The organism is Psychrobacter sp. FDAARGOS_221, assembly GCF_002313155.2.
GTDB lineage: Bacteria > Pseudomonadota > Gammaproteobacteria > Pseudomonadales > Moraxellaceae > Psychrobacter.
In genome coordinates this window covers 2,108,935-2,134,786 of record NZ_NWFK02000001.1, presented here as the reverse complement: position 1 = coordinate 2,134,786, position 25,852 = coordinate 2,108,935, and the positions used below count along the sequence as shown (strand labels likewise).

Below are 25,852 nucleotides of genomic sequence, written 5' to 3'. Positions count from 1 at the left end.
ATGGGACTCGTATTGCATATAAATGCTAAATGATAACTTATAAATAATACAGCTGCTACCAAACCCAGCTATATTTAACCCTATATACTCAGTCCACAGTAAACCACTATAAAATTAATCGGTTTTGTAGATTAGCGTATATGAGCAGCTAACGCTGTTAAGTCCGGCACTATACACACTTGCTGCTGCACTGACACTAACTGAAAAACAAAGTCTGCGCTGTGCTCAATATTTAGACCCTCAGCCTCAGTTGGCTCAATATCTTTAATATCAGACAGTTTAATCTGCCGCTGCGCTAACTCACCTTGTATCAATAAACCAAGCCGTGCATCATTATTTTCACCTTCCAATACCAAAATAGTATCAACCTTCTCTAGCGTCGGCGTTAACGCATAAACTTTAATGGTTTGTGACTTATCCTGTGTGTCTATTGATTGCTGCTCTGACTGTTGCTTTAATTGATGATCAGCTTCTGGTCGCCATAGATAATCAAAGCAATTATTGTCTAATGTGGTTTGCTGAACATCAGCAGGCTCTACCGCCAATATCAGTGCAGTTGGCAAAATCCAATCTGGCTGACCCACAGCGGGAATCAAGGTTGCATCCAATACACCCTGATTGACATTGACCAAAGTATTGGCTGTCAGCGATGAAGGCTGAATCTGAGACTGCGATTGAAAGAGCTGCTTACTATTCACACGTGCTTCCTTTTGTTTTACTGACACAAATGACTCACCTTAGCCGCTAATGCCTGTAAATCTTGAGCGGACATATCTGCTGGCTGCCATAACAGACTGTGATTGGCAGCGGCAATACTGGCTGCATCAAATACTATGCTAGTTTTGATCAAGCTATGCGCGGCATTGGAATGCGCAGTGTTGCCGTTATTAGTATTAACCTGTCGATCACTGGCTATCTTAGTGAAACACAACGCTATCAGCTGCTCGCCAAATACCTCACTACAGTTATTAAACAGTTGCGCTAACGTACCCTGCTGCTGACGGTTAATAATCACTCGACCAGTAGAGTCACATACTATTTGCTCAGTCAGAGGTACGATATAACAATGTCCCGCTTGCATGTTTAAGGTGCTATTAATCACCTGACAGCGCCAATCATTATCTTGCTGTAAATACGCCGGTAAGGCATGCAATGACTGATCTGGATTAATGTTCCCACTGTTGGCATTACCTTTTGTGCTCACTGTAGGCGCAAGCAAAATACTCACCGGCAGCTCAGCTGACAGTTGGGTTAATAAAGCCTGTACTGGCTCTAGATGCTGTGAATCCGCTACTAGCAATAGTACATAACGCCATGGCCGATAGCGTGCTGCTGCATTTGGCGTGATGTTCAACTGCGGTAGATTTAATAAACTTGCCAGCTTACGTCGCAGCTGGCGTTGCCATTTGCCATAAGGTTGACTTGCTGACAACGGCGGCGCTTGCTCAAAGCCAATTAACAGTTGCGGCTTTGTTATTAATTTTTGTTGTCCAGATTGAGAGTACTGCGCTGCTTCTAACAGTTGGTCCAGCTTTTGATATAGCTCACCATTATCATCGCTGTCCAATAACCATAAATCTATCGATTGCTGAGCATAATACTGTAATGCACTGTCACTCAATTTCTCAGGAGCAAAACAGCCCACAATGCTCAATCCTAACTGAGTAAAGGTGTCCTCAAAAGCGTGTCGCTGCTGCTGAGACTCAGCGATAATCATCACCTTTATCGCTGATAATTGGTTTCGATTGTCCCTACTCACTGGCTACCTGCTGTCCAAGCAAGCGCTGTATGCTGCCAATCAATACCGGCTCTTGGAACGGCTTACCCATATACTCATTGACGCCCAGCTGTAGTGCGCGTTGACGATGTTTGTCACCCGTACGTGAGGTAATCATAATAATAGGCAAGTCTTGTAGCTGTGGCTGATGACGGACATGCGCTGCGACCTCAAAGCCATCCATGCGTGGCATTTCAATGTCTAGCAGCATCAAGTCAGGACGCAAGTTTTGTAATAGCTCAACCGCTTCTACACCATCACGCGCCACATAAGTTTGATAGCCCTGACGTGCCAACATCCGTGACGTAACTTTTCGCACGGTCACTGAGTCATCAACGATAAGTATTTTTGGTGTACTGCTTAGATTATTATTGACCCGTTGTGCCTGACGTGGTGTTTGCTGTCGAATTTGTTCTTGATGCAGCTGCGTTTGGTGTTGGCGGCCAGTCTCAGTATTGGTCTCACTTTGATCGTTTACAGTAGCGGTTTGCACTTGTGACACCGAGTCTGTTGCCACGCTCAAGCTTGGCGAAGTGTTGCGCATCAATGCCAGCACGTCCAGAATCAGCATCACTGAACCATCAGCAGTAATAGTTGCTGCCGATAATCCGGTAATGGTGGAAAGCGGACGGCCTAATGGTTTAACCACTAAAGACACCCGTGAGCCGACAATCTCATCAACATGCAGCGCATAATTTTGACCGGTTTGAGTCTTAAGCAAGATTACCGGTGCGCTGCGGTTGCTGTGTGTGCTATCACGCTCAGGAGCAATACCGAACAACAACTGACTTAAATTACGCAGACGATAATCTAAACCGGCTATCTGCAAGCTGTCTTTTCGACTGTTAGTCTGCTGCTCTGTCTTTGCAATCTCAGTTTTAGAGTCATCAGTAGATACAAGCGTACTGTCATAAAACTCAGTCAGACGCTGCATGGCAACGCGCTCAATTCTCTCAATCTGCAACAATGGAATAGCAAACACTTGCCCGCCTGCTCTTACCATCAAGGCATCAGCAACCGCAATGGTCAACGGCAATCTAAGAATAAAAGTCGTGCCCTGCCCTGGTTCTGATTGTGCAGAAACGCTTCCGCCGAGCTGTCGAACCTCGCTGAGCACCACATCCATACCAACGCCACGCCCCGATATCTGGGTAAGATTACTGGCTGTCGATAAGCCGGCATGGAAAATATACTGCATGATATCCAAATCAGTGAGCAACCTATCCTTAGCATCGATTAAGCCTCGGCTAATCGCTTTGCGTCTCACTGAATCAACGTCAATACCTTGCCCATCATCTTGTAAGCGTAGCACAATCTCACTACCCTCACGAGTAATATCGATAACAATGCGACCTTGAGCTGACTTACCCTGTTGGGCACGTATTTCAGGTGTTTCGATACCATGATCGACCGCATTTCTAAGCATGTGCTCAAGCGGCGCGCTGATACGCTCCAAAATGGTTCTGTCTATCTCGTCGTGCTCGTTGATCACCGACAGCTTAACTGACTTACCCAGCTCACTGGCAGTTTGGCGCACGGTTCGCTGTAGCCGAGGTAGCAAGCGTGAAAAAGGCACCATTCTTGAGGTCATTAACCCTTGCTGCATCTGAGTTTGGGTTTGAGCAAGCTGCAGTAACAACGCTTCGGTATCTTGTGTTTTGTTGTATAAAGTGGTCTTAATATCAAGCAAATCAGAAGCCGATTCTGCTAAGGATTTAGACAATTGATTAAACGCAGAATATTGATCCATCTCCAACGGATCAAAGCTGGCATCTGCCTGCAAATAGCTATCATCCAGTTGTGAACGCACCTGTGCTTCAAGCTCAATATCCATGCGTCGCAACTGCTCAGCCAATCGTTGCACCGTGGTTCCCATTTCGCTCAGGGTGCTACTCACACCACTCATACTCAGCTCAATACGAGAACGGTTAATTGCAGATTCACCCGATAAGTTAATCATCTGCTCCATTAACTGGGTCGGCACACGAATCATTTCACTGCTGCTACTGGTCTGCTCCTCTTCTACCGCTTGGGTTAAATCTGGCGGCATATCACTAATGTCACGCAGACCCAATCTTGCATCTCGCCAGCTTTGATAGCGAGTGATGGCATCGACATAAGCTTGCAATGATACCTCAGGTAAGGCTTCAATCTGCTGCTGATGGCCCAAACGCTGCAGCTGCCCAATCAACGCCTGTGCTTTGGGCGGATTAATGCCTTGTTTCAATAAATAGACAGCCTGATCAAGCCAGATATACGCCATTTCGAGTAGCTCTATAGCGATTGGCGATAAGTGCGAGCCTGCCAAATGTTGCTGCTCAAGTTTGCTATAAGTGGTTTGTAGCGCTTCGGCAACATCAGCGGTCGCATCGGCCTGGACCATATGCGCGCCACCTTTGAGCAGATGTAACATACGCTGTATTTCTGCTAACGCCTGCTGCTGTTGTGTATCGAGCTGCTCATCGAGTTGATCATCAGATTGTTGATCTGGCGTCTTGGCACTCTGAGATTTATCGCTATCGTTGCCCTGTGTCTGCGAAATATACTGCTGCCATTTAGGCATAGCATCGATAATCTCTTCAGCCTCTTCTAAGAAAATCGATAAAATATCTGGGTCTGGTGCTGCACTGTCCCAGGACTCAGACTTCATCCTGTCAAACTCTAGCTCAATTGAGCTTATATTTTCGGTTTCTGCAACCTCTACAACTGCTGCTTTTTCTTTATTTTCAACGCCTTGTGGTGCTGACACTGTTTGAGCTATTTGAGGTGCGTCAGCTGTTTGGGTTGCTTCAGTAGTTACACTATTAGTATTTGCAGGACTCATCTTAAGTGATGAGACACCTTTAGCAGCTTTGTTATCCTGTTCATGTTTGCTCTGAAATGCTGAGTTGTCGTCTGTATCGACATTACTATCAGCTTGCGAGACAGGTGCTGCCTCCGATTGAGCTGACTGCTGTGGCAACACCATCGCAGGTAATTGATAGCCTGCGCTTAGCTGCTTGCTACTGGCCAAGCCTTTCAGCGCTTCAACAATGTGCGGCACATAAAAAGAGTGTCCTTGGGTCGCTAATCTGTCAATCTGAGTAGACAGCACGTCTTGTAGCGACTGCATTAAATCGACCCAAGCAAGCGTGGGTACTATCTGCTTATTGGCAAAGTATTCGTATAAGGTTTCAGCTTCATGGCTAAGCTCAGCAATACTTTCAATGCCAGCCATACGTGCGCCGCCTTTGATAGTGTGTAAATGACGCTGTAACACCTGAATAACGCTGTCATCGCTCGGATCTTGTCGCCAAAGCGCAAACTGCTGATGGCTGTCTTCATCAAGTGCCTGTGCCTCTTCAACAAAGATGGACAACAGCTCAGCATCTGTCTCTATGTGCTCAATAAGTGGCTGGTTGTCATCAAGCGCTGTATCCGCTACCGGCTGCCTCTCATTAGGACTCAGCTCAATGGTGCTAGGCTGTGCTAGGTTAAACCATAATACTTTAGACTGAGCCATCTCAGTTGCCAATGCCTGCAGACGCTCAATAACAGCCTGATCCACGCGCAATGCCATGCTACCCGCCAATGAATCAAACAGTCCGAGCAGCTGTTCATGTCCAGTGCTTAACGCATCAATAACCGCTTGTTGCTGCTGCGCTGACTTGTCCTTATCTGGCTTATCTAGATTCGGGTTATGTTGAGTTTGAGCGGATACATCTGCTTGCTTCTCAAGCTGAGTAATAATCGCTCGATACATCTGCTGCAAGGCATCAAGCACAGTGACAAATTGAGGAGACTGAGTCACCTTGCTCAATAACAGCTCGCTTTGAGTCAGTAGCTGCTCAAAATAAGCACTTACACACTCAGCCTGTTGCGACTGAGTATCGTTTGTTTCAACAGATGACATTTTTTGTGGCAACTGCCACTGCGCATCCAATAAGCTATCAATTCCTTCTATCAGCTCAGCAACACTCAAGTGAATACCAGTATCAGCGGGCTTAGTTTCCGCCTCTGCTTGTACCGAGTTATCAAAATTGTACTGTAGCTGATGCTGCAATTGACTCTGTGATTGGTGTAAATCTTGCGCTGGTGCTGACAGGTGTTGCTGCTGTAACTGTTGAATATAATGCCCTATCAGCGCAACCGACTGGCCAATCATGCGTACATGATGATCACTCATCGGCTGATTATGCTGCTGCAACTGCTCAAGGCTTTGCTCAACTGTGGCACTGATATCGCTAATAGCGTGTAGCTGTTGACTACTGGCTGCGCCGCGCAAGGTATGAAATGCTCGCACTAAGCCATCATCGACTGCCAGCATAGACTGCTGCTGTCGATCGTTTAACTGAGACTCAATAGTGTCGAGCAATGCAGTTGCTTCATCCACAAACACCTGCTGCAATGCCAAATCTTGCTGCAACTGATGCTGTGCAACCTCAGAGGCAGCGTGCTGCAAACGGGCATTGGCATTGGCCAAACTTGCCAACACGCCATCATCAGCTGTCGACTGTTCAATTTCAGCAGGCTGCTGTGCTGATATTTTGGGTTCAGATATTTCATTAACTTGAGCGTCTGAATCCGAGGCGCCATTAGTAACAACCTGGGTATAATCAAAGTTAGGATGTTGATTCTTGGCATATAAGTTTGCCGCTGCCATCCATACTGGCAGCTGCTGCGGATAAGGCATTTGCTGCTCAAATGCGGCCATTAGCTGTGGGTAAGCAGTGACCACCTCTTGAAGCAAGCGCTGCATGCCTGACGTCGGCTCAATACTGCCTTCTAAAATACGATTGAGCATATTTTCAATCGCCCAAGCCAGCTCAGCACTGGTGAGCGCGCCGGCCATACGTCCCGAGCCTTTAAGCGTATGAAAGCCTCTACGTATTGTCGACAGTGCCTGCTGATCCGCGTTTAACGTCGGTAGCTGTTGTAAGTTTGACTCTATCTCTTTTAGAACTTCTTCGGCCTCTTCGATAAATATTTCTTTAATCTCAGGGTCACAATCGTCAGCGTCTTGCGGAATGGCAAGCTGATCTAAATAAGGTTGCAGCCACTGTTGTGACACATTAGATTGTACAACCTGCTCATCACTGGACTGCTGATTGACAGCAATGTCTTTTAGTTGCGGTGCCGTTTGTTGAGAAGCTTCTGAGATTTGATCTGGTTGCTGCTCTTCTTGATTTTGCTCTGATTGCTGATGATGAGTTTGATTTAACTCTTCAAGCTGACTGGCTGTTGTTTGCGTATTGTTCAGTAATGCTTGCAGTTGCTGCTGGCTATCGATGATTAATGACTGCTGATATCTGCCCAATTCGACATAATGACTCAGCTGTTGCAATAACAGCTCACTGGCCATCAACACCTGTGCACTGTCACTCAGGGGTAAAGTTTCAGTCGCCACTGCTTGCAGGGTGCTAACAAGCTGCTGGGTCAGGCTCGCAAAATCAGACAACTCTGCCAGTGCTAACGTGGCATGAATCTGCTGGTACTGCTCAACAATATCCCCAGCTGTGGCCAATGACTGACTGGTATCCAGCTCTGAGTTCTGTAGCGTATACAGCTGCTCATGCAGCGTCGATAGCTGCTCTTTTACTAACGGAAACATCCACTCAAAGGTAAATGACGGGCTTGAAGAACGACTCATTATTTATCCTTTAAACAGCCACATCATCTTGATCGAGTTTGAACCCAGATACTGACTCTTGTAACGCTGCCGCCATCTCGTTGAGCTGGCCAACTGATCGTGCCGTGGCTAGCGTCCCTGAAGTTGTCTTAGAGGTCACCTGTTGAATGTCATCCATGGTATGCGAAATATGACCGGCTGAGGTCGCCTGTATTTGCGCTTCGTTTGAAATGCGCTGAATCAAATCGGCCAAGTTATTCGAAACGCTTTGCACCTCAGTTAACGCCTCACCAGCATCGGCAGCCAGCTTCGCACCTTGCACCACTTCACTGGTCGTCGACTCCATCGATCTCACCGCTTCGTTGGTATCGGCCTGAATGGTTTTTACCAAGCTTTCAATCTGTTTGGTCGCATTGGCTGAACGTTCAGCCAGACGTTGTACTTCATCAGCAACAACCGCAAAGCCTCGTCCTGCCTCGCCAGCCATAGAAGCCTGAATTGCTGCATTTAACGCCAATACGTTGGTTTGGTCGGCAATGTCATTAATCAGGCCAACAATATCTCCAATTTCTTGTGAAGACTCACCCAAGCGCTTGATACGCTTAGAGGTTTCTTGGATTTGCTCACGAATGGTCGACATACCATCAATCGAGCGCTGCACCACTTGTGCACCGTTATGCGCAATGGCCACTGAGCGCTGCGCAACTGAAGCAGATTCGGTAGCACTGGTCGATACCTGTTCGATAGAGTCCACCATTTTGTTAATAGCAGCAGATACTTCAACAATCTTTTGTGATTGCTGTTCAGATGATTCAGCCAACTCAGTTGCGGTAAGCTGAGTTTGACTTGACGACTCAGCAACGTTGGCCGCGGTATTATTAATAGCTTGTACCAGTTGCCGCAGCTGATCAATGGCATAGTTAACCGAATCAGCGATGGCACCAGTGATGTCTTCTGACACAGTGGCATTGACCGTCAAATCACCATCTGCCAAATGCTCAAGCTCATCAAGTAAACGTAAAATTGCTTGTTGGTTTTGCTGGTTTTCTTCTTCTACCACACGTGCCCGCTGAGCCTGAGCATCCATTTCATCACGTTGACGCAAGGTTTCTTTTTCAATTAACAGTCGCTGTGTGGTACTGCCCGCTTTATATAAGCGATACAGCATATAAGTGGCACCTAATAGGCTGATGATAAACAGGGCTGCCGGCCAAACAATCTGGTTACTGGATAGCAGGTAGTCCGCCACTTTATTGACATTAATCAATAAGTAAATAAGACTGAGCACCGCAATGACACCCAAAATAGCGAGGCCATAAATCCATTTTTTTTGATGGCCTTCTTGATCAGCTAATAATTGTTTATTTTCAAAATACGAGACGTGGCGTGTGGGCGAGTTAGTGGCGTCTTTCATTCAGGCTATCCTTAAAATAAGTCTTTTTTATGCGGCTTATTTCTGACTGTTTTTTATTTGATTGAATTATTTTTTGGTATTTGGCTTTTGATTAATTATTTGGCTAATCAGTTCATTTATTCAGATTTATATTAAATCCGCGCTTCTAAAAAACGGGGATCTTCGATTAATAAACTGGGCATAAATACTGGCCACTGCTGCTGATCATCTGCCACAAACTGACCATGGTTATACGCTAAAAAAGGCGAATCGGTCGGCAGACTTTTAGCAACGTATTGCTCAGGTAAGAACTTTTTTATTTGGGTCACGGCGTCGACCAGCAGTCCGACCGATATATCTTGCTGACGAATCACCAATACTTTTTGGCGCTCTTGCAATGCGGTATAAGCAGCGCCTGGCGTGTGTGAGCGACTGTTTCGGCTGTTTAAATTTAAAAACTTGGCCAAATCCATAATCGGCAATAACTGCCCGCGCACATTAGCAATACCCAGCAGCCAAGACTTGGATAAAGGCACTGGTGTTATTTGCTGCGGACTGGCGATTACCTCCGTAACCTCACCGATAGGCGCCACGAATTGCATGCCAGCAATACTAAATGCCACACCCTGCCACTGCGGCGTTTGCGGCGCTGTCTGCTGACGCGACTCAGCCAGATGTTGTAAACGTAATAACTCGATAAATCCCTTTAAAGCCACAGTTACTGTCCTATCACGGATTCAATGGTGCTCAGTAACTCAGCTTCATAGACTGGCTTAGTCAAATAAGCCTTTGCGCCTTGACGCTTGCCCCATACCTTATCGGTTTCTTGGTTTTTGGTACTGATCATAACCACAGGAATATGCGCAGTGGCGTCATTACGGGTAATCTTACGTGTCGCCTGAAAACCGTTCATTTCTGGCATCACGATATCCATTAAGATGACATCTGGCAGATGCTGCGCTGCCATCTCAACCCCTTGCTGGCCATTATTGGCTTCTAGGACTTCAAAGTTACTGTTGCTCAAAATATTACGAAAACGTGCCATTTCAGATTGTGAGTCTTCAACCACTAACACCTTTTTATGCATTACTTTCTCTCATTATTAGACGGACAACGCGGACTATACCGATGACTACTCTTAGTTAAATTCAGCCTTAGCTACAGTCTTAATGACAACCTTAATTTAAGCTGCTCCAACTTAAGAAGCCTTTATTTAAACAGCTTTAACTTAAGCAACCTTATGATGCTGACGAATAGCAGCATACAGCTCATCTTTGCTAAACGGCTTGGTCAAATACTCATCGGCACCAACAATGCGTCCTCTGGCCTTATCGAACAACCCATCTTTCGATGACAGCATAATAATCGGCGTATCTGCAAAGGCTTTGTTGTTCTTCACAATGGCGCAGGTTTGATAGCCATCTAAACGCGGCATCATCACATCAATAAAAATAATATCTGGCTTATAATCTGCAATTTTGGCCAATGCTTCAAAGCCATCTACTGCTGTCTCTACCTCGCAACCGACTCTTTGTAATAGCATTTCTGCGGTGCGGCGGATGGTTTTTGAGTCATCAATCACCATCACCTTTAAGCCTTCAAAACGAATATCCATTGTATTTACCTTTATTAATGTCAATGCTTGCACTCAACAACGGTATCATATATATCTATTAAATAGACTGTAAATATCAACTGCTGAGTAAATTTATAATGTTAAAATAACACTCTGTATTCTTTGGCTTTATCAGGGTATTACTAACCAATATCTTTTAACTGATTTGTATTATTTATAATAATATAGGTTAAGCTTAAACTGTTATTAATACAGCGTAACGTTAATAATATTGATATACAGCCGTGGTGCTGATAAGTATTGATAAATTTGATGCCATTTTTAGCACAAATTAACGGCCTTTACTACCAATTTACACGCTTAAAGCCAATTAATGGCATCGCGATTACCAGCCTTAAATCGTATCACTACATCGTCATTATACGCAGCAATGCATGGATGTGTAACAATAGCGAAGATAAAGTAACAAACTGTGTATTGTTAAGACAGACAGAGACTGGGCATTATAGCTATAATACAGGCTAAGCTAGCTAGCCATAATTTTTATTACAGGCTTTTTATAGACTTCGCACTTAATTACAGGCGCTATAACAGTACGGGTTGAATAAACAAAAATTAATCACAAAATACCCCCAACCATTTTTTATTTTAAATTATTTAAGGATTATCATGAGCAAACAAATATTATTAATCGAAGACGATCCAGACTTAGCAGAGCTAATCAGTGACTATCTGGCGATGAACTATTATGAAGTACATCACGCGCCAACGGGTCAAGAAGGTCTAGACATTCTAGATACCAAAGAGCGTGCCATTGATCTGATTATTTTGGACTTAATGCTACCTGATATGGATGGTATGCAAGTGTGCCAAAAAATCCGTGGCAGCAAAAACAGCCAGATTAACAAAGTGCCAATTGTGATGCTGACGGCAAAAGGTGATACCACCGATCGCGTACTGGGTCTTGAAATGGGTGCGGATGATTATATCGCCAAGCCATTTGAGCCTCGTGAACTACTGGCACGTATCCGTGCAGTGTTACGCCGTCATGAGCAGCCAAACCAAGCAGATGGTCAATCAGACAGCCTGACCTTTGGTCGTTTAAGCGTATTCCCAGACAGCCATGAAGTTACTATTGATGACAAACCTGTACGCTTAACCACCCACCAGTTCCAGCTACTACACTACTTTGCAACGCATGCGGGTAAAGTACTGAACCGTGAACAGCTGTGGCAAGCGATGCCAAATGATGACAGCTCGGACAACATTGACCGTGCCATCGACGTGCATATTTCACGCTTAAGAGCCTTAATTGAGGACAATCCACGTCAACCAAAACGTATTATTACGGTTCGTGGTGTCGGTTATCAATTTGCGACCGATCAGGTATAAGCCCTAGTCTCAATTATTGCTGGTTATAGGCTAATCTGTTATGAATCGAGGAGTGTTTATCACAACTCGGTTCATAACGGGTTTACTTATATAGAATCAGTTATACCGGGTCAATTATAAAGACTCATAATCGGCTAATGCATAACCAAACTACTGATTACCTCAAGCCCCCTATTAGCTTAACCTGCACCGTACCAGCTTAACGCATAAAGCACAGGGCTAATTTAAAGTGCAGCCAATGCTGAGCTGAATCACCCAACCCTCATAAACCCAACCTATAGTTAGATACCCTTATGCCTCGAATGCCTAGCTTTGGTCTTAAATCTGTCTTTAGTAAGCTGTTTTCCAGTGTGATGTTGACCTTAGTGTTATTCGCCACCTGTATGGTAATACTAATGAACATGGTGCATAACAACTCAGTCGATGCCCGCTGGGAAGTGCTTGCCAAACAAATCATCACTCAAGTCGACCCTTTTGTCGATGAGTTGGATAATGCGACCACTATGAATGAGCTGCTACAGGCTCGTTTTATGTTGGCAGTGATCAAAAAAAGCTTCGACATCTTCGATGAATCGCTTCAGGCAAAAATGGGACTGTATGATCGTCAAGGTCATCTATTAATCCAGACCGATGACAGTGACTTGCCTAAAGAGCTGCCTGCAGACCCGTCATTAATGACGCGCATCCTGCCAGCATTCTTCTCATCAGATACCTTGCATGTGACTGCCATGAGCGATCGCGGCTATACCATCTTGTATGAACCACGCAATCCTCCGAAGCGTTCAGAGCTATGGGCCGTATTGAACTGGTTTACTGGGACCGTTGTGTTGGTCGGGCTAATGTCACTGGTACTATGGCAGATCGCACGCTCTATGACATGGCGTATCAATCAAATGAGCAAGCAAATGGAGCAGCTGGGTGAAGGTGACTTTAGCGTGCGTGTTCCTGCCGAAGGTAACGATGAGATTGCCAGCTTAGCGCGTGGCTTCAACCAAGCGGCGCAAAAGATTGAGCAACTAATCAATGCCAATAATCTACTACTGGCGCATGCCTCACATGAGCTACGCACTCCCATTACTCGTATTCGCCTACAAGTTGAAATGATGGACATGCTGACCAATGAGCTGTCCGAAAAGACCAAAGCACAGTTTAATAAACGCGCTCAAGCAGTCAACCGTGATCTTACTGGATTAAATGACTTAGTAGAGAGTATTTTATTGGTCAGTCGTTTGGACGCCGGTCATGCTGCACAGGCAAATGAGCGTCTGGACTTCTATGACTTGGTCAGTCAGGAATGTCAACATTACCCAGAAGCCACACTATACGGTGATCCACTGGTGATTGAAGGACAGCCCAAGCTTCTGATTCACCTAGTGCGCAATTTGCTTAATAACGCCCTGATTCACGGCGAGCCACCTATCGAAGTTCAGGTATACAGCGTGGTTCAGCAAAAAGATGCGCTGCAACCACCAAAACAACTGACTGATAAAATTGCTGCACATAAAGCAGAACTGAAAGCCGAAAGCGATGCCGAAGCATTGAGACTCAACGCCGACCTCTCCGAATCTGAAGATGATTTGGCTCAAAATGAGGCAGGCACTGGCAATGATACTGAGCAAACTGATTTAAAAGAGGCCAACGGCTCTATCAGTGCAAATAACACTGAACACAGTGAAGGTGACAACTTGAGCGCTTCTGCTGTAGAGTCTTCAGAGACACAAGCTAATAGCAAAAAGAACGCCTCTAAAAAAGCGAAAAATAACAGCACTAAGTCAAATGAAACTGGCTTTGCAAGACGACTACGCCGTGTGAAAGCCGAGCCGGTAGAAGTGCCTAAATACGCTGTACTGGCCGTTATTGATCAAGGTAAAGGCATTCCTTTAGACAAACGAGAAGAGATATTTAGTCCTTTTGTGCGCTTACAGCAAAAGAAAAAAGGCTCAGGTCTGGGCTTGTCTTTGGTATCACAAATTGTAGAAGCGCATAATGGCCGAATTCGCACCGATACTTATCAAGGTCACACTCGCTTTATCGTGCTTTTACCGGTTGATGATACAGTAGAGGTAGAGCGACCTAACTTCTCTTAGAGCCGCCTTATTTTCTCTAATTATAACCCGTAATCTAAGAACCGCGCAGCTGAATAAGACTTGGCTGCGCTTAGCTTAAGCTTATAAATGGTACAGCACTGCCCTAAAAACAGGCGTTAAAAACGTTAATCAACAATAGAATAGCAACACTAACAACCACTAAAAAAACATCTGCTGCGCCAATCTAAACGTATTGCAGTGTGCTTCAACCACATCCTCGACACTCTCAGAATAACCACCGCCCATTACCACTGCGATAGGAATGGCATGCATCTTTGCCTGCTGTAATACAAACTCATCGCGTGCCCGACATCCCTCTTTAGTCAACGCCAGTTTTCCTAATTTGTCAGTTGCCAATACATCCACTGCCGATTGATAAAAAATCATGTCAGGCTGATGCTGTTCTATTAATTTTGGCAAAGTCTGCTGCAACTGCTCTAGATAGGCTTCGTCTCCAGTATCAGTTGCTAGATCAATGTCTAGATCAGAAGCCTGTTTGCGAAATGGATAGTTCTTTTCACCATGCATACTAAACACAAAAACTCTTGGCTCATTGGCCATAATACTGGCATTGCCATTGCCTTGATGCACATCCAAATCGACAATTAAAATACGCGTTGCTTCCCCGCGAGCTAATAGCAAATTGCTAGCAATACACACATCATTAAAGACACAAAACCCTTCCCCATGATCGGCAAACGAATGGTGAGTGCCGCCTGCCACATTCAATGAGATGCCATATTGCTTGGCATAGAGCGCACACTCATACGTCGCATGAGCGATGTAACGTCCGCGTTCCACCAGCTGTGGTGTCATCTCAAACCCTATTGCTCTTGCCTCTTTGCGTGGCAAGGTTTGGGTTTTTAATTTATGCCAATATTCTTCAGTATGCGTGGTCAGTATCTCCTCTTCACTTAGTTTATTGGGTGCAAATAAATTGTCAGTGCTGATGGTTTTCTCTTGCAATAACTGCTGCACAATCAACGGATATTTTTGCATGGGAAAACGATGTCGTTCAGGCACTTGGTAAACGTAGATTGGAGAATAGGCAATTTTTAACATATATGTGACCTGGCTTCTTTTTATTGGATTAAAACATGCTGACAAATAATAAATAACGCTCACTATAGCGATTTATAAAACCGAGTGTCAAAAATATAAAATAAAAAAAAGAGCGCTAATCAAGTTAGCGCTCTTTAAAATCATCAATCAATAGTGATATCTGTTTACTGTTGAATAACTGTCACATCTAACGTAACGCGACGATTTGGCTGCAAGCAATTAATTTCCTGCTCACGAGATAAACCTGTTGAACACTGCGTAACAGGTTGAGTCTCTCCTGCCCCTACGGCTAACATTGCATCAGGGTTAATGCCACGACTGGCCAAATAGCTACGTACCGTTTGCGCACGCAACTGTGATAAGTTCATATTATACATGTCATCACCAAGATGATCGGTATGACCTGTAATAATAATCTGAGCCTTGCCCATTTGTTGATATTCACTCAGCTTAGCAGCTAAAGCATCTAACTCATTGCGACCCTGAGGTAACATATCCTGGGTTTGCCACTTATCGAACGCAAACAAAGCATCTGCACTTAAATTAATACGCTCAGGTGCTGCAGCAACTGTCTCAGCCTGCTGTGGCGGACAATCAGCCGGTTTCCAATAGAATTCTTGACCACGATAGTCTTTATCAAAAATCACTTTGTATTGACATATTTTGACCGAGTCATCAGGCATATAAAACTTCATAATATAATCCCACTCTCGAGCATACTGAGCCTCGCTAAAGTGAGGGCGTCCGATGAGCTGATACAGCTCATCTTTGGCAACGCCAGGTCTAATTTTTGAAAGGTTTTCGCTGTTCGCAAATTGACCCTGATGTTGCCAAGCATCTTCAATATCTGGAAAAACAATGTCTTTCTGCTGTACATGTCCGTCGTCGCTAATCCCTTGACTCAGATACTTGGTTCCCATACAGCCTGTCATTGCCAATAACGCCAGTGAGGCGATACCGATACCTTTTAATTTACTGCTATGTGCGTGTTTCATAAAACTTCCTTATTTGAATCGTTGTTATTTTGATATTTAGGTCACGCACACTTTAAATATCAAAGTGTGCGTGCTTTCGCTAGTTTGATTTCCGATTAAAAATGGAAGCCTGCACCGACTGCACCACCGGCGTTACCTTCTGTATCGGCACTACCACTGATCTTAAATACCCAACGACCATTATCTGACAACTTAGACAGACCAACAGCAACCGCAGCCTCTCCATTATAAGACGCCATACCACCAGTCAACATACTCTTACCAGGCAGATACGCTTGTGGCAATGCTGCCATTGCCATGGCTGAAGAAACACCTGCGTTGGCATCGTCTTCTATGTCATCAATCTTATTACTTAGCTTATAACCAAGATCGCTTAACTGGCTAACGTTAACTGCATCGGTAGGTTTAATACCTGGAGCAAGGTTAGTGATAGTATTACCGCCGTTATTAAGTCCTTGTGCTGTAACAGCTACATCTGTACGACCCGCATCATTAGCGGGAGCTTTGACCACAACACCTTCGTTGTTAACCGTAGTATTGCCTGCGGTTACGCTATCAACAGTGATGTCTTTTGCTAAGCCAACTTCAACACCTTTTGCCGTGGTAGAAGTCGTGATATTGCTATCACCCGTGACTTCAACAGTATCTCCAAGCTGATAATTATTCGCGGTCACGCCATCACCAAGGTTTAACCCTTTGTTAATGCTTGCGGTATTACCCGCAATATTGGTGGTGTTGTTAGCGATATTACCGGCGTTAGTAGCGATATCCCCTGCGTTTTTCTCAACTTTTTCATTGGTAGCGAATAACTGTGAGCCATTAACCGCATCTTTAGATGTTGCACTAATTTCACCATCAGCGACATTGCTAAGCTTGGTCGGTGTGGTGGTAGAACCATCAGCGCTATTAATGCTAGTGATAATCTCTCCAGCATTAACCATGTCTCCCGAGCCATTGATAGCAGTATTAAAGGTGCCATCAGCTTGCTTATAGACTTTGTTACCCTCGGCATCTGTATAAACAACTGGCAATTGTGAGTTGTTCATCACACCTTGTGAATCTACAGACAAGTCGTATACATTGGCGTTGCCAGAAGACGTCTTAGTCACGGACACAGTACCATTGCTAGATTTCACTTGTGTGCGACCATCATCAACATACTGCTTGTTAGTCACTGAGTTTGGCGTATCACCGACATTCTCTACAGTCATATTGTCTGCAGCAACATTCTCTGAGGTAACGTTAGTGAAGGTCACATCATCAGCGGTTGATACTTTGATACCGCCTTTACCGTCATCTTCAAGCTTGATGTTTTTGCCAGTGACAAAGTTCGCTGTGTTGTTATCTTTATCAATGGTTTTAACATTTCCACCATCAATCTGAGTCACAACCGTTTGTAAAGCGCTGTCTGCTTTATCTAGGCTGGCTTTATCATCTGCCGTAAGCTCTACTTTATAGTCAGTTGTATTCGTTGTTGAATCTACCGTTTGCGACACATCTAAGCTATCTGATGACACAGTAGTGCCTTTAGCATTTACCGTGTATACGGTTTGGCCATTAGCGCCTGCAGATTCAGTAACATTGGCAATATTAGTACCACCCTTGACTTCAGTTTTAGCTGATGCTACCTGAGTTTTTAACTGACTCACATTTACTGCATCAGTGTCAGCTGTGCCTGCTTTAACATTAGTAATAACGGTATCGCCAGCATCAATGCCTGTGTCTTTATTAATCGTTACCGGACCAACAGTGACATTATCAAAATCAACGTCTGCTTTAGTTGCAACGGTAAACTGACCACCATCGCGAGTAATAGCGACATTCTTACCGTCAATGAATTCAACTTCATTACTTGGATTAATCAGCTCGCCTGCATCACCATTGGCTTTAACGGTAAAACCTGAGCTGTTAATAGCATTTGCGATATCACCTGAAGTGGCTAGGGCACTAGGCGTGTTTGCCATTACTGTACCGTTACTGTCTGGTATAAAGCCATTTGTGTTCGCAGTAAGATTGCCATCAGCATCCTTAGTGATGGTTGTACCATCGGTGTTAACCGATACATCAAAGGTTTTAGCTTTTGTCGTTGCATCTACAGATTCAGTAACTTTAATAGAGCCATCTTCAGAGGTCACTTTTTCTTGTGAAGCCGCCGCCGCTTGTTGCAGCTGATCTTCTGTGGCAGCTTGACCGGTTACGATATTAGCAGGGTCATAAGTGGTATTGGTTAGGCCATTAACGGTACCAGCATCACCATTGATAGTAACAGGATTAGATGTACCGACGGTTACGACATTCGCTAAACCAAATTCAACACCAGTTGCTGTTGTGGTCGTTAATATATTGCCGTCAGCTTCAGTAAAGTCAACGGTATCGCCTAATGCATAATTATTGTCAGTATCACCATCACCAATATTAAAGCCTTTAGCTACATTGGTATTGGTATCGTTTAACTGACTCACATTTACTGCATCGGTTGCATCAGTACCTGGGGCAACATTAGTAATTTTAGTATTACCTGCATTGATGCCAGTACTGTTAATAACCACCGGCCCAGCAGTCATACTATCAAACACCACATCTTTCGCAGTGGCATAGGTGAACGTAGTGCCGTCTTGAGCAACTGTTAGGTTATCACCAGCAGCATAGGTCACTGTTTCACTTGGCTTAACTAATGTTGTTTGGGCACCCGTTTCATTACCTGCAGCAATGACATTAAAACCTGAGTTATTAATGGCGTTAGCAATATCACCTGAAGTGGCTAGGGCTTTTGGATTCGCTGGAGTATTTACTAAGCCACTGCTATCTGTGGTGATAGGTGAGGTGTTTGCCATGATGTTGCCATCATCATCTTTAGTAATGGTCGTGCCATCAGTGTTAACCGCTAAGTCGAATACGTCTGCACCATCAGTGTTTTGTGTGGTTGCAACGGTAATCGAACCATCTTCAGAGGTAACTTCTTCTTGTGAAGCAGCAGCCGCTTGTTGTAGCTGATCTTCTGTGGCAGCTTGACCGGTTACGATATTAGCAGGGTCATAAGTGGTATTGGTTAGACCATTAACGGTACCAGCATCACCATTGATGGTAACTGGTTTGGCTTTACCGACGTTTACAACATTTGCTAAACCAAATTCAACACCGGTTGCTGTTGTGGTCGTCAATACATTACCGTCAGCTTCAGTAAAGTTAACGGTATCGCCTAATGCATAATTATTGTCTGTATTACCATCGCCAACATTAAAGCCTTTGGCTACATTGGTATTGGTGTCTTTTAACTGACTAACATTTACTGCATCAGTGTCAGCTGTACCTGCGGCAACATTGGTAATGGTTTGACCTGCATTATCAAGGCCGGTATTAGTGAGGCTTGGACCATTTGCAATCGTGACACCATCACTATTTAGTGTTGTATTGCCTGTGGTCACACTATCGGCAGTAACATCTTTAAATATTGGATTATCTGACATTTGTACTTGTACCTGACCATCAGTGACAACCGTTTGCAGGTTAGTCGCTGAATACTCGGTACCTGCTGTTTCAGCAGAGGTATCTTCTGATAGTCCGCCAATAGCAGTTGTTGAGCCGATAATATTCAATGTAGAACCTAACTGTTGCTGTGTACCGTTATTATCAGTATCAGCATTAGTATTACCAGTGAAGGTAAGTTCTCGGTTGGCTAGGTCTTGGACAGTGTTTAACTGACTACCATTAATAGCGTCGGTAGATGTGTCACTAATAGTGCCTGGCGCAACACCGGTAATAACGGTATCACCAGCGTTGATACCGGTGTCTTTGTTAATAGTCACAGGGCCAACTGTGACTTTGTCAGCAGTCACGCTATCAAAGGTAACGTCTTTGGCTGTGGCAACTTCAATACCACCATTACCATCATCGCTCAGTACCATATTGTCGCCTGTGACAAAGTTAGCGGTGTTGGCATCTTTAGTGAGTGTTTTAACGTCGCTACCATCAATTTGAGTAATCACAGTTTGCAAGGCACTGTCAGCTTTGGCTAAGCTGTCTTTACTGTCTTGTGACAGATCAACGGCATAGTCTGTGACATTGTTAGTATCTTTAGTGCCTTTAGTCACTTTCACGGCATTTGAGCCTGCTGAGGCAGTTGTGCCATCTGCATTTACAGTGTATATAGTTTGTCCATCATCACCAACTTCAGAGACAACATCAGTAACGTTAGTACCAGCTTCAACTTCCGTACGCGCTGTCTTTAATTGTGCAACATTAACTGCATCGGTATCTTCACTACCTGCGGCAACGCTAGTAATCTGACGTGTAATTGATGTCTCACCATCCACGTCACCAACAGATACTGCAGCACGAGTAGCACGCCATACTGGTGTCTCTAGTGTAGAGTTTGTTTCAGTAGCCATATCATAGCCACTAACCGTAGGCACATCTCTATTAGCGACTGAATTAGCACCTAATGCAACACTATTATCAGTACTAGCAATTGCGCTTGTTCCTATGGCAATAGAGCTTTCATTATTTGCTTGTGCACGCTCACCAATAGAAATGGTGCTGCTCACAGAAGCGTCTGTACTACCAATATTATTACCTGCACTTTCACCAATAGCGATATTTGTACTACCAACTATGCTGTTACCAGCACCAGCTCCTAAAGCTACGTTATCTTTGCCTGTAATGTTTTGACCTGAGCGAACACCTAGAGTAGAGTTATCTGCACCCGTTACGTTTTGACCAGACCAGCGACCTACTGCTGTATTCTGAGCGCCTGTGACTTTACGTCCGGATTGAGAACCTATCGCCGTATTCCAACTTCCTGTTACTGTAGAGCCGGTTTGATAGCCAACCGATACATTATCATGGCCTGTATTATTGTTATTAGCAGTTCCTGAGCCAGCTTGCATACCTAAAGATGTATTAGAGTAGCCATTGGCATAGGCACCCGCTAACGCACCAACATTTGTTTGAGCATTACCAGTTGACCCACGCCCACTTTGTGAACCTAAAGAGGTAGATCCAGTTCCATTCGCTTCTGTGCGATAACCGACAGCAACACCTTGCATATCTTGAGCAGTAGCACGATAGCCAACAGCGGTTGTATCTTGGCCTAAAGCTGCAGCTGCAAAACCGACCGCAACACCGCGATCTCCACTAGCGATTGCTCGTTCACCTGCTGCAACTGAGGTTAGACCTGTAGCTCCAGCAGCATCGTCTATACTACCTAAGTTATTAGTAGCGTCACCTGTGCCTGTATTTGATTGATCTGCGTTTCTGACGTGGAAATAAGTCTGTCTATTAGCGCCTTCTGCTACTGACTCCAGTTGAGCCACGTTTACCGCATCTGTAGCTTCAGTACCTGCGGCAACGCTGGTAATTTGACGAGTAATATTTTTACTAATATCACCAACAGATACTGCCGCACGTGTAGATCTCCAAGTACTATTGGTCAAATCCGCAACAGGAGCTCCTAGAGGGTTTACGCCTGTAACGCCTGCAGCTGTATCAGCCACACTGCTTTGACCCAAAGCCACTGACCCGGTTTGGATGCTTTTTGCCAATGGACCAATAGCGACCGAACTGCTGCCAGACGCTGTACTATTATGACCAATCGCTGTGGCAAAAACGGCTTGAGACTTTGCTAAATTACCTAACGCAATACCTACATTCTTTTCAGACTTAGCACCATTACCAATGGCAATACCGTTGGTTAAACCTTTGACACCATTATTTGTATTGTTACCTATAGATATATTTGAGTCACCCTCCAAATTTGAACCGGCTAAATTGCCAATAGAGACGTTGGATGAGCCTACTGCGTTTACGTTTGTGTTTCTACCGAAAGAGACATTATTGTCACCAGTAATGTTTCTACCTGCATCAACCCCTAGCGCAGCATTATTGTCCCCTGTCACCTCCGCACCTGCATCAGCACCAACAGCCACGTTATAGGTGCCCGCTGCGTTTTCTCCTGCTTTATAACCCACATATGCAGTGTTATTGCCTGACGAGTTGGCACCTGAGCCAGCTAAATAACCGATAGAAACACTATCTTCACCTGTTGCTTTGGCTTGCGTGCCCACTGCGGTAGCATTTATATAGCCAGCAGATGCCTCTATACCCGCTGCTAGTGCCCCATTTTCTGTTGCTCCAGCTGCTTCTTCAATACCGCCTAAATTAGTAGTTGCATCGCCTGTACCTGCATTCGTACCATCATTAACGTGGAAGTAAGTCTGTCTATCAGCGCCTTCTGCTACTGACTCCAGTTGAGCCACGTTTACCGCATCTGTAGCTTCAGTACCTGCGGCAACGCTGGTAATTTGACGAGTAATATTATTGCTAACATCGCCTACTGATACAGCAGCACGAGTTGATGTCCAAGTACTGTTGGTCAAATCTGCAACAGGAGCTCCCAGAGGGTTTGCGCCTGTCACACCAGCATCTACACTAGTAATAGACTGAGAGCCTAAAGCTATTGAGTCATCAAAAGTAGCAGAAGAGGCATTGCCTAATGCAAGTGAGCGTGTCCCTGCTGCATTTGCACCTGGATTGCTATTATACCCACCACCAATAGCGGTAGCGCCTGAGCCATTAGCCGTAGCCGCTCCATTATTAGTACCACCGCCTATCGCCGTTGAACCTGACCCTGTGGCACTGGTAGCACGACCTAATGCTGTTGCATAAGTAGTATCCGCATTACTGTCAGCCCCGATAGCAATCGTATTGTTACCGAGCGATTGTGCTGCTTCACCCATAGCAATGCTATTTGCGCCAGTTGATTGGCTTGATTCACCAAAGGCTAAAGATCCACCGTTGGTAGCTGTGGCGCTCTGGCCTATAGCAACACTAGACTCGCCTGTTGCAGAAGCGTTAACACCAACTGTAATAGCTCCCTTAGCAGTTGCACCAGCTGCCTCTTCAATGCTCCCTAAGTTAGTATTAGCATCGCCACCTGTATTACTACCTGTATTAACGTGGAAGTAAGTTTCATCAGAGGCATTTGCTACCGCTTTTAACTGGCTAACATTAACGGCATCAGAATCTTCTGAACCTGCCGCAACATTAGCTATTTGACGAGTATTGGTTGCATTACCCACTGAAAGAGCACCATAGCTACCTTTTACAGTATTACCAATGGCTTCTTTATCAGTTTGGCTTGCTTCATCAAGGCTGTATACTTGATTTGATTTTAGAATGGGAGTTTCAGATGTTGAGGCACCACTTAAAGCAGCTCTGTTCGCAATAGAGTTATTACCTAATGCTACGCCAAAATCAGAAGTAGCACGAGAAAAAGCACCTACAGAAATAGAATTGCTACTAGCAGCTCCAGCTCTGCGTCCAATAGCTATACCCCTAGCACCACTAGCACTAGACTCATAGCCAACAGCAACAGCATCTGTCGTTGATTTACTCACTTGACCAACAGAAACGCCGCGTACACCAGAATTAGATCTATGTCCTAATGCAGAGCCCCCTGTGGTAGACGTAGAGTCAGGTCCAATGGAAACCGAAGAACCAGCTGCAGAAGCATTGCCACCGATTGCAACTCCACGTTTATCTTTAACATAAGCATTAGAACCAATAGCAACCCCTTGATAACCTTGAATCGCATTTGGATGAGTGCGTGCGTTATTGCCAATGGTAACGGATTCAGTGCCAAACGCACCTGAATTCAGTCCCACAGCAACAGTTTTAGCACCTCGAGCTCTAGCATTAATACCTGCTGCCAATGTACTTTCACCCGTCGCACCGGCCGCTTCGTCAACCTTTCCTAGGTTTGTTGCTGCATTTCCTGTACCGGCATTCGTGCCATCGTTTACATGAAAATAAGTATTTTTGTCTAAATTAGTAGCAACATTTCTAAGCTGCGAAACGTTTACCACATCTGTATCTAATGAGCCAGCAGCAACATTGGTAATTTGACGCGTACTATCATCATTACCGACAGACACAGCGCTTAAAGTGCCTTTGACAGTATCCGTTACTGCTGTATCATCTAAAAAGGCGTAAACGTTATTAGTGGAAAAATCTGTAATTGCGCTGTCACTGGTGGTCGGAATAGTTAGAGCGGCGCGATCTGCAATGGATTGAGAGCCTAATGCAACGGCATCAGGTAATTCATCAACAACGGAAGCGCCACTACCTAAAGCGACTGCATTTGGAGAGAGCTCTCCAATTTTTGAATCGCTACCAAGTGCTACAGACTTTGAAGATTCATATGATATAGAAGCATTTGAGCCCATCAGATATGAGTCTTCAGATCCTACTTGTATGTCTGATTCAAAACCAACAATAGCTGAGCGATCAGCATCCATAAGATTGCCATTACCAGCTGTAAAGGTATCGACAGCCGTAACGACATTCTCAAACCCTGTAATTGTATTTCTATCAGAGCCAAGCCCATCTATAGTATTTCTAGAGCCTAGTACAGCTGCTTTTGAAGGTCCATCAACATACTCATTATCGTTACCGACTGAAGTTATATTGTTGGCATTTAGGCCTACTGTGGTGCCATTACCTACGACAGTATTATTTTCAGCAAACTGCTCAACGGTATTATCATCACCTAAAATGGTGTTATTAAAAGTGTCACTTTCAACAATATTGCCATCACCTGTTACTAAGTGAGACTCACCGCCCTCAACAACATTGTCATCACCATAAATGTCGTGTAACTCTCCAGTTATTTCATTGCGATCGCCTAATATCATGTGGGTAGCATTATCCCATACATTACCTTGGCCAGCTATAATTCCTGAACCAAATGCAGGAGAGGCAGCCATTGCCATTGCAAATGATGCCGCTGCGATAGAGACTGATTTACTTTTCTTGCCTGATTTAGCAAACTCTGGAACCGCTTTAAAAACACCGGTACTTCTACATTTTACAACTTTATAAATATGGTTCATAATGAACGCCTTTTTTTAATTAATTTTTTTCTAACATAAATAACCGGTATTTAAATAGCGATAATACCCTGTTCGATAAATACATTTAGACCATCATCCTTTACATTAGAATGTTAGTAAATGCCGTAAGTCACACTATCAACTGTAATATCTTCTCCTGTATTACTTCGTTTTCCACCTATACAAACAATGGCATATTAAGATTCGATTTCAGCCTTAACACTATCTTGAGTGTGGCGCTGATTGCTTAAGGGCAACTACTATTTAATATCGCATCTATAGCGATGAACACTTAATGATTGTGTTCCATCAGTATGTCGTATTTCACTTGGTTATCTAAAACCAGCAAACCAAATAAAATAGTATTATAAATACCAAATTTATAATAACTTAACAATATAAAAAATAGAAGTCGTTACAGTAAGCTTTCGCAACAGCTTAGTAAGGAGTGAAGTAAATAGTGAGAAAATAAAGTGAGGAGTAAGTCAAATCAAGCCTTGCAAATCATAGACTCAAAGATCTTATGGATCAGATAGACGTATTAGTTGTCTAACAGTCTATTAATGCGGTAGGAAAATAAAGTAGTGAAGACATGCATTTTATCTTAAGCTTAACTCTAAATGTTTAAATCTAAATATATAAAAACTTAAAATCACATGAACGCTTGTTTATTACAGTAGTATGACACTAACAAATGTTTCTGCTTGCATTACATTTAGTTTACTCTTATTTTATGTAAATAAAAGCTACACAAGTGGCTATCGTAGCTTTTGTGTAATTCAGTTTTATCAATCAAACTTTTCTCAGACTCCGTTAGCGCTGGACTTATTAGTACAACTTAAAATATGACTAAAGTTGACCAATTAATAGATGGGAAATACCACTAAATATAAAGAAATAAAAAAACAAGAATAATTAATATATTTTAAATCAATAGGTTAAATTCTTTGAGAACTATTCATAGTATTATCGCAGCTCATCATTTATTAACCTGTTCCGCTATATAACATCGTATTTAATAGATTTTAATGACTCATATTTGCACTATCATTGACACTATCTATAGCCCCAATT

At 44.0% G+C, this 25,852-nt stretch carries 11 protein-coding genes and 1 pseudogene; 2 read left to right on the top strand and 10 right to left on the bottom strand.

What is annotated here, in order from left to right:
* Window positions 1-131 precede the first annotated feature (131 nt).
* The 7 genes and pseudogenes from A6J60_RS08960 to pilG all read right to left on the bottom strand — a co-directional run bounded on the left by A6J60_RS08960 (window position 132) and on the right by pilG (window position 10,393).
* Window positions 132-725 carry a hypothetical protein gene (locus tag A6J60_RS08960; RefSeq protein WP_096065692.1) on the bottom strand — a complete coding sequence of 198 codons (594 nt, stop codon included), beginning with the start codon at window positions 723-725 and terminating at the stop codon, window positions 132-134.
* On the bottom strand, window positions 716-1,759 hold the full coding sequence (locus tag A6J60_RS08955; RefSeq protein ID WP_127891443.1) for a hypothetical protein: 1,044 nt from the start codon (window positions 1,757-1,759) through the stop codon (window positions 716-718). Before A6J60_RS08955 ends, A6J60_RS08960 begins: the two co-directional genes overlap by 10 nt.
* Window positions 1,752-7,406 (bottom strand): Hpt domain-containing protein, encoded by a 5,655-nt coding sequence (locus tag A6J60_RS08950; protein WP_096065690.1) that lies wholly within the window; start codon window positions 7,404-7,406, stop codon window positions 1,752-1,754. The genes A6J60_RS08955 and A6J60_RS08950 overlap by 8 nt, the downstream gene beginning before the upstream one ends.
* A 10-nt stretch (window positions 7,407-7,416) precedes the next feature.
* A pseudogene (locus tag A6J60_RS08945) lies at window positions 7,417-8,655 on the bottom strand (methyl-accepting chemotaxis protein); the annotation flags it as partial.
* 275 nt (window positions 8,656-8,930) lie between these two features.
* Window positions 8,931-9,494: a chemotaxis protein CheW gene (locus A6J60_RS08940; protein ID WP_096065688.1), complete on the bottom strand. Its 564-nt coding sequence runs from the start codon at window positions 9,492-9,494 to the stop codon at window positions 8,931-8,933.
* 2 nt (window positions 9,495-9,496) lie between these two features.
* Window positions 9,497-9,865 carry a response regulator gene (locus A6J60_RS08935; protein WP_096065687.1) on the bottom strand — a complete coding sequence of 123 codons (369 nt, stop codon included), beginning with the start codon at window positions 9,863-9,865 and terminating at the stop codon, window positions 9,497-9,499.
* A gap of 141 nt (window positions 9,866-10,006) precedes the next feature.
* Window positions 10,007-10,393, bottom strand: a complete 387-nt coding sequence (gene pilG, locus A6J60_RS08930) for a twitching motility response regulator PilG (RefSeq protein WP_096065686.1) — start codon at window positions 10,391-10,393, stop codon at window positions 10,007-10,009.
* Window positions 10,394-11,023: 630 nt separating this feature from the next.
* On the opposite strand from pilG, the gene A6J60_RS08920 reads away from it, so the two are divergent.
* Together A6J60_RS08920 and A6J60_RS08915 are read left to right on the top strand one after the other, a co-directional pair.
* Window positions 11,024-11,746, top strand: coding sequence for a response regulator transcription factor (locus tag A6J60_RS08920; RefSeq protein WP_096065684.1), 723 nt, complete (start codon window positions 11,024-11,026; stop codon window positions 11,744-11,746).
* A 293-nt stretch (window positions 11,747-12,039) separates the two neighbouring features.
* Window positions 12,040-13,833, top strand: a complete 1,794-nt coding sequence (locus A6J60_RS08915; protein ID WP_096065683.1) for a sensor histidine kinase — start codon at window positions 12,040-12,042, stop codon at window positions 13,831-13,833.
* Between the two features lie 159 nt (window positions 13,834-13,992).
* Here A6J60_RS08915 and A6J60_RS08910 read toward each other — a convergent pair whose 3' ends face one another.
* From A6J60_RS08910 to A6J60_RS08900, 3 genes are all read right to left on the bottom strand, one after another.
* Window positions 13,993-14,895: a histone deacetylase gene (locus A6J60_RS08910; protein ID WP_096065682.1), complete on the bottom strand. Its 903-nt coding sequence runs from the start codon at window positions 14,893-14,895 to the stop codon at window positions 13,993-13,995.
* Window positions 14,896-15,059: 164 nt separating this feature from the next.
* A complete protein-coding gene (locus A6J60_RS08905) occupies window positions 15,060-15,890 on the bottom strand; it encodes an OmpA family protein (RefSeq protein ID WP_096065681.1) in 831 nt (276 codons plus the stop codon).
* A gap of 95 nt (window positions 15,891-15,985) precedes the next feature.
* The gene (locus A6J60_RS08900) at window positions 15,986-24,778 is read right to left on the bottom strand and encodes a YadA-like family protein (RefSeq protein ID WP_096065680.1); all 8,793 of its coding nucleotides are present in this window, start codon (window positions 24,776-24,778) and stop codon (window positions 15,986-15,988) included.
* Window positions 24,779-25,852 lie beyond the last annotated feature (1,074 nt).

Excerpts from the sequence above, each read along its gene's own strand:
- A6J60_RS08950 (WP_096065690.1), bottom strand. The coding sequence starts at position 7,406 with ATGAGTCGTTCTTCAAGCCCGTCATTTACCTTTGAGTGGATGTTTCCG.
- A6J60_RS08935 (WP_096065687.1), bottom strand. The coding sequence starts at position 9,865 with ATGCATAAAAAGGTGTTAGTGGTTGAAGACTCACAATCTGAAATGGCA.
- pilG (WP_096065686.1), bottom strand. The coding sequence starts at position 10,393 with ATGGATATTCGTTTTGAAGGCTTAAAGGTGATGGTGATTGATGACTCA.
- A6J60_RS08920 (WP_096065684.1), top strand. The coding sequence starts at position 11,024 with ATGAGCAAACAAATATTATTAATCGAAGACGATCCAGACTTAGCAGAG.
- A6J60_RS08915 (WP_096065683.1), top strand. The coding sequence starts at position 12,040 with ATGCCTCGAATGCCTAGCTTTGGTCTTAAATCTGTCTTTAGTAAGCTG.
- A6J60_RS08910 (WP_096065682.1), bottom strand. The coding sequence starts at position 14,895 with ATGTTAAAAATTGCCTATTCTCCAATCTACGTTTACCAAGTGCCTGAA.
- A6J60_RS08905 (WP_096065681.1), bottom strand. The coding sequence starts at position 15,890 with ATGAAACACGCACATAGCAGTAAATTAAAAGGTATCGGTATCGCCTCA.
- A6J60_RS08900 (WP_096065680.1), bottom strand. The coding sequence starts at position 24,778 with ATGAACCATATTTATAAAGTTGTAAAATGTAGAAGTACCGGTGTTTTT.